Origin of the sequence: Streptomyces sp. SID14478 (assembly GCF_010548525.1) — a bacterium.
Classification (GTDB): Bacteria; Actinomycetota; Actinomycetes; order Streptomycetales; family Streptomycetaceae; genus Streptomyces.
Window position 1 is genome coordinate 24739 of sequence record NZ_JAAGMG010000602.1, and the last position, 6296, is coordinate 31034.

The following is a 6296-nucleotide window of genomic DNA, read 5'->3' on the forward strand; positions in this document are numbered from 1 at the left end:
TGTGCCCTTTAACCTTGGGAAACATGAAGATCACCGCTGACGCCCTGCTGTTCGACAACGACGGAACCCTGCTCTCGTCCATGGAGTCGGTGTACCGCTGCTGGACCCGCTGGGCGCAGGAGTACGGGATCACCGCCGAGGACTTCGCCACCGTGGAGCTGCACGGCCGCCCCGCCGCCGAGATCGCCGCCGATCTGCTGCCCGCCGAGAAGGTGGCCGAGGCCGTGGCGCGGATCGAGGAGCTGGAGGTCGAGGACGTGCCCAACGGCGGCACCCGCGTCCTGCCCGGCACCCTGGAACTGCTCGGCTCGCTGCCCGACGGGCGCTGGGCCGTCGTCACCTCCGCCACCCGCCGCCTGGCCGAGGCCCGCCTCGCCGCGGTCGGCATCGAGCCGCCGTTGCTCATCGCCGCCGACGACATCACGCGCGGCAAGCCGGACCCGGAGCCGTTCCTGCTCGCCGCCCGGAAGCTGGGCATGGACCCCTCGCGCTGCGTCGTCTTCGAGGACGCCCCCGCCGGTCTCACGGCGGGCCGCGCGGGCGCCATGACGACCGTGGCGTTGACCACAACGCACGAGGCCCACGAGCTGTCCGCGGACGTCGTGGTGAAGGACCTGTCCGCCGTATCGGCGCAGGTCACGGACGCCGGCGTGGAGATCACCGCCGAAGCGTGAGCGACCGTACGCGCCCGGTCAGGACCTGTCCGCTATACGGACAGCCGGGCCGGGCGCGTCCTCACGTCTGTTTTACTTACCGCATGACCACGACGAGCAGCCGCACCCTTGCGACCGAGGCGACGATGACGCCCGGTGCTCGTTGTATGTGTCGAATGTGCGCCTTCTGAGGGCCCCCGCACCGATCTCGCGCCCCGAAGCGAGACCCGCGCGCCCTGTCCGTAGGGAGTGACTCCGCCAGGAGAAGCAGTTCACCTACGCGACCGGGCCTGCCCCGCGTACAGATTCTCCGTACTGAAGCCAGTACCGCTCCGTGTCCGGAGCGAGAGCCTGCCGCGCCCGGAAACTCCGCAAGTTCCCGAAATCCCGTGCCCGGCGCCACCCGTGCCGCGCACTCGACAGTGACGGAAACCCACGTGATCACCACCCAGGGCCTCACAAAGGTCTACCGCTCGCGCGGCCGAGAGGTCACCGCCCTCGACGGCGTCGATCTGCACGTGCGCGAGGGCGAGGTGTACGGCGTCATCGGTCAGTCAGGCGCCGGCAAGTCCTCGCTGATCCGCTGCGTGAACCTCCTCGAGCGCCCCACCGCGGGCATCGTGACGGTGGCAGGCCAGGACCTCACCGCCCTCGCCGGCCGGGGCGCGCGCGCCGGCAAGGAGCTGCGCGAGGCGCGCAGCCGCATCGGCATGGTCTTCCAGCACTTCAACCTGCTGTCCTCGCGCACCGTCCAGGACAACATCGAGCTGCCGCTGGAGATCCTCGGCAAGTCGGGGAAGGAACGTTCCGCCAAGGCGCGGGAACTCCTCGACCTGGTCGGCCTCGCCGACAAGGCCAAGTCCTATCCGGCCCAGCTCTCCGGCGGCCAGAAGCAGCGCGTCGGCATCGCCCGCGCCCTGGCCGGCGACCCGAAGGTGCTGCTCTCCGACGAGGCGACCAGCGCCCTCGACCCGGAGACCACCCGCTCGATCCTGCACCTGCTGCGCGACCTCAACCGGCAGCTCGGCCTGACCGTCCTGCTCATCACCCACGAGATGGACGTCGTCAAGACCGTCTGCGACTCCGCCGCCCTCATGGAGCGCGGACGGATCGTCGAGTCCGGCACCGTCAGCGAACTGCTCGCCACCCCCGGCTCCGAACTGGCCGCCGCGCTCTTCCCGGTCAGCGGCGACGCCTCCGGCGCGGACCGCACCGTCATCGACGTCACCTTCCACGGGGAGTCGACGACCCAGCCCGTCATCTCGCAGCTCTCGCGCACGTACAACATCGACATCTCGATCCTCGGCGCCGCGATGGACACCGTCGCCGGCAAGCAGGTCGGCCGCATGCGCATCGAACTGCCCGGCCGCTACGACGAGAACGTCGTCCCGATCGGCTTCCTGCGCGAACAGGGCCTCCAGGTCGAGATCCAGGGCGAGCAGCCCTCCGTACTGCTGAAGGAAGGTGTCACCAAGTGACCTGGTCGGAGATGCAGCCGCTGCTGTCCCAGGCATGTTGGGACACCTTCTACATGGTCGGCTGGTCCACGCTGATCGCCGTCATCGCCGGTCTGCCGCTGGGCGTCCTGCTGGTCCTCACCGACCGCGGCGGCCTGCTGCAGAACGCCCTGGTGAACAAGGTCATCGGACAGGTCGTGAACATCGTCCGCTCGATGCCCTTCATCATCCTGATGGTCGCCCTCATGGGCTTCACCCGCGCGATCGTCGGCACCACCATCGGCCGCGAGGCCGCCATCGTGCCGCTCGCCATCGGCGCCATCCCGTTCTTCGCGCGGCTCGTCGAGACGTCCGTGCGCGAGGTCGACGGCGGCCTGGTCGAGGCCGTGCAGTCGATGGGCGGCAACACCTGGACCGTCGTGCGCAAGGTCCTCGTACCGGAGTCGCTGCCGTCCCTGATCTCGGCGACCACCACGACGATCGTCGCCCTCATCGGCTACTCCGCGATGGCCGGCACGGTCGGCGCGGGCGGCCTCGGCGACATCGCCATCCGCTACGGCTACCAGCGCTTCGAGTCGAACCTCATGTGGATCACCGTCGCCGTCCTCGCCGTCGTCATCTCGCTCATCCAGTTCGCGGGCGACAGCGGCGCGCGCGTCCTGCACCGCCGCGCGGGCAAGGGCGGGGAACCGCTCCGCTTCCGCGCGTTCTTCGGGATGCCGTCCACCAGCGCCTGAGACACCCCGCCCCGCTCCGCAGGAGATCCGAGCTCCGGCAGGAGAACTGACTCCCCGCCCCACCCGGCGGGTTGCACCACCCATGGAGAAAGGCACTTTTCGTGCGTAACACCACCAAGATCACCGCAGCTGTCCTCGCCACCGGCGCCCTCACCCTGGGCCTCGCGGCCTGCGGTTCCGACAAGGGCGACACCAAGGCCAAGGCGTCGGACAAGCTCGTCGTCGCCGCGACCGCCGTGCCGCACGCCGAGATCCTCGACTACATCAAGAAGAACCTGGCGAAGAAGGAAGGCCTCAACCTCGAGGTCAAGGAGTTCACCGACTACGTCACGCCGAACACGGCGACCGAGGACGGGTCGGTCGACGCCAACTACTTCCAGACCCAGCCCTACCTCGAGGACTTCAACAAGAAGAACGGCACGCACCTCAAGTCGGTCGCCGTCGTCCACCTGGAGCCGCTCGGCCTCTACTCCAAGAAGGTCAAGAAGCTCGCGGACCTCAAGAAGGGCGGCACCATCGCCCTTCCGAACGACGCCGACAACGAGAGCCGCGCCCTGCGCTTCCTCGCCGCGAACAAGGTCATCACCCTCAAGTCCGGCAAGGAGTCCACCGCGACCCCGCAGGACATCGCGAAGAACCCGAAGGACCTGACGTTCAAGGAGGTCGAGGCGGCCCAGACCCCGCGCTCCCTCCCCGACGTCGAGGCCGCGGTCATCAACGGCAACTACGCGCTGGGCGCCGACCTCAAGCCCGCCAAGGACGCGCTCGCCCTGGAGTCGACGAAGAACAACGCGTACAACAACGTCCTCGCCGTGAAGGAGGGCAACGAGAGCGACCCGCGCGTGAAGAAGCTCGCCAAGCTCCTGACGTCGCCCCAGGTGAAGAAGTTCATCGAGGACAAGTACGCGGGCTCCGTCCTCCCCTCGTTCTGATGCGTACGTTCACGATTCCCGCCGCCGTCGTCGCCGCAGCCCTCGCGCTCGGCCTGACGGCCTGCGGGTCCGACAAGGCCGACGCGGGCGGCGACGACGGCAAGCTCGTCGTCGGCGCCACCCCGACCCCGGCCGGCGAAGTCCTCGCGTACGTACAGAAGAACCTGGCGAAGAAGGCCGGACTCGACCTAGAGATCAAGGAGTTCACGGACTACGTCCTGCCGGACACCGCGCTCCAGCAGGGCGAGCTCGACGCCAACCTGTACCAGCACAAGCCGTACCTGGACGACTTCAACAAGTCCAAGGGCACGACGCTGACCTCCGTCACGCAGGTCTACCTGCCGCCGCTCGGCTTCTACTCCAAGAAGACCGACGACGTCACGAAGCTGCGCGACGGGGCCAAGGTCGCGCTGCCCAACGACGCGACCAATGAGGCGAGGGCGCTCGAACTCCTCGCCTCCCAGGGCGTGATCGGGCTCAAGAAGGACGCAGGGGTGAACGCGACTGCCAAGGACGTCGTGAAGAACCCGAAGCACCTCACCTTCAAGGAACTCGAAGCGGCCCAGCTGCCGCGCTCGTTGGACGACGTCGACGTCGCCGCCGTCAACAACAACTTCGCGCTCGACGCGGGCCTGAGCCCCAAGAAGGACGCCATCCTTCTGGAGAGCGCGAAGGACAATCCGTACAACAACGTCCTCGCCGCCAAGAAGGGCGACGAGGACGATCCGCGCATCAAGAAGCTGGCCCGACTGCTGACTTCACCCGAGGTGAAGAAGTTCATCGAGGACAAGTACCAGGGCTCGGTACTCCCGGTCACCGGGGCCTGAACCGCGCACCTTCCACGGGGGCCGCACCTGGCAACAGGGGCGGCCCCCATGTGCAGTTACGTGCCTTCATGCTGCATGCTGGGCACTTCACCGGCCGACGAGATGCTTGAAGGCGGCCACGAAGGTTACGGAGCGGCGCATGACGAACACCTTCCCCGAGATCTCCATCAGCACGGAGCGCTTGGTGCTGCGTCCGCTCGACGAGGACGACGCCCCCGCTCTGGCCGAGATGATGAACGACGAGATGGTGGCCGCCTGGACGTCGGTGCCGCAGCCCTTCACCGAGGACGGCGCGCGCGGCTGGATCACGGACCACGCGCCCGAGGCGCGCACGGCCGGCACCGGGCTCGACCTCGCCGTCACCGAGTTCCTCACCCAGCGCCTGGTCGGCGTCATCCAGCTGACGAAGACCAACTGGCACGTCCGCGCCACCGAGTTGTCGTACATCGTCGCCCCCTGGGCCCGCGGCGAGGGCTACGCGTCCGAGGCCGCGCTCGCCATGGCCCAGTGGCTCTTCCGCGACCAGGGCTTCGAGCGCATCGAACTGCGCACCGCCGCCGACAACACGGCTTCCCAGCAGGTCGCCCAGAAGATCGGCTGCATCAGTGAGGGCGTCCTGCGCAACGCCTGCATAGCGCGTACGCGCACCGAGGACGGCACGTGGGCCGAGGTCCGTACCGACTTCATCGTGTGGAGCCTGCTGCCCGAGGACCTGGAGGGCGTCACCGAGCAGCTCGCCGAAGCCGGGGGTTTCACGGCCTTCTCCGACTGGAACTGACCCCGCGGGCGACCACCGGACCCAGCAGGTACGCTCTCGGTGCCCGGCCCGGCACGGCCCCGTCCTGCTGAGTACGCAACCGCACCCCTCTGGAGACTGACGACGATGGCCGACCGGGTCACGGTGATCGGCTGGGACGGCTCCGTGCTGACGGCGGCGGCCCGCTCCGCACTCGGCGCGGCCACCCTCGTGGCCGGCGCCGCCCACCACCTCGCACTGCCCGAGGTGCCCGTCCGCGCCGAGCGGATCCGGCTCGGCAGCGTGGCGCTCGCCGCCCGCCGGATCGCCGGCCACCGCGGCACCGCGGTCGTCCTGGCCGACGGCGACCCCGGCTTCTTCGGCGTCGTACGCACCTTGCGCGCACCCGAGTACGGCCTTGAGGTCGAGGTGGTGCCCGCCGTCTCCTCCGTCGCCCAGGCCTTCGCCCGTGCGGGGATGCCCTGGGACGACGCCCAGGTGGTCGTCGCCCACCGCCGCACGCTGCGTCGTGCGGTGAACGTGTGCCGCGCCCACACCAAGGTCGCCGTGCTCACCTCGCCCGGCGCGGGTCCGGCCGAGCTCGGGCTCCTCCTCGAAGGCGTCCACCGCACCTTCGTCATCTGCGAGGAGCTGGGCACCGAGCGCGAACAGGTCACCGTCGTCACCTCCGACAAGGCCGCCGACCACACCTGGCGCGACCCGAACGTCGTCATCGTCATCGGCGGCCCGGTCACGACCGCGGCCCCCGAGAACGGCGGCTGGGTCGCCGGCGGTGACCCCGACTCCGCGCCCCGTGGCTGGGCGCTGCCCGCCGCCGAGTACGCGGGCCCGCTCGGCGAGGGCGAGACCGAGCAACTGCGTGCGGCCCAACTCGCGCGCCTGGGGCCGCGGGCCGGTGACCTCGTGTGGGACATCGGATGCGGCAGCGGCGCG

The 6296-nt window shown here is 69.4% G+C and carries 7 protein-coding genes; all 7 read left to right on the forward strand.

Annotated features, from left to right (window positions below):
* The first annotated feature begins 23 nt into the window (after positions 1–23).
* On the forward strand, positions 24–674 hold the full coding sequence (locus G3I40_RS19920) for an HAD-IA family hydrolase (RefSeq protein WP_164303493.1): 651 nt from the start codon (positions 24–26) through the stop codon (positions 672–674).
* Positions 675–1090: 416 nt separating this feature from the next.
* The gene (locus G3I40_RS19925) at positions 1091–2131 is read left to right on the forward strand and encodes an ATP-binding cassette domain-containing protein (RefSeq protein WP_164303494.1); all 1041 of its coding nucleotides are present in this window, start codon (positions 1091–1093) and stop codon (positions 2129–2131) included.
* Positions 2128–2847, forward strand: coding sequence for a methionine ABC transporter permease (locus tag G3I40_RS19930; RefSeq protein ID WP_164303495.1), 720 nt, complete (start codon positions 2128–2130; stop codon positions 2845–2847). The genes G3I40_RS19925 and G3I40_RS19930 overlap by 4 nt, the downstream gene beginning before the upstream one ends.
* A 101-nt stretch (positions 2848–2948) precedes the next feature.
* Positions 2949–3779: a MetQ/NlpA family ABC transporter substrate-binding protein gene (locus tag G3I40_RS19935; RefSeq protein ID WP_164303496.1), complete on the forward strand. Its 831-nt coding sequence runs from the start codon at positions 2949–2951 to the stop codon at positions 3777–3779.
* A complete protein-coding gene (locus G3I40_RS19940; protein WP_164303497.1) occupies positions 3779–4606 on the forward strand; it encodes a MetQ/NlpA family ABC transporter substrate-binding protein in 828 nt (275 codons plus the stop codon). Before G3I40_RS19935 ends, G3I40_RS19940 begins: the two co-directional genes overlap by 1 nt.
* A 139-nt stretch (positions 4607–4745) precedes the next feature.
* The gene (locus G3I40_RS19945) at positions 4746–5384 is read left to right on the forward strand and encodes a GNAT family N-acetyltransferase (RefSeq protein ID WP_164303498.1); all 639 of its coding nucleotides are present in this window, start codon (positions 4746–4748) and stop codon (positions 5382–5384) included.
* A 105-nt stretch (positions 5385–5489) separates the two neighbouring features.
* Positions 5490–6296 (forward strand): precorrin-6y C5,15-methyltransferase (decarboxylating) subunit CbiE (gene cbiE / locus G3I40_RS19950; RefSeq protein WP_164303499.1); only part of this gene is annotated, 807 nt, incomplete at its 3' end.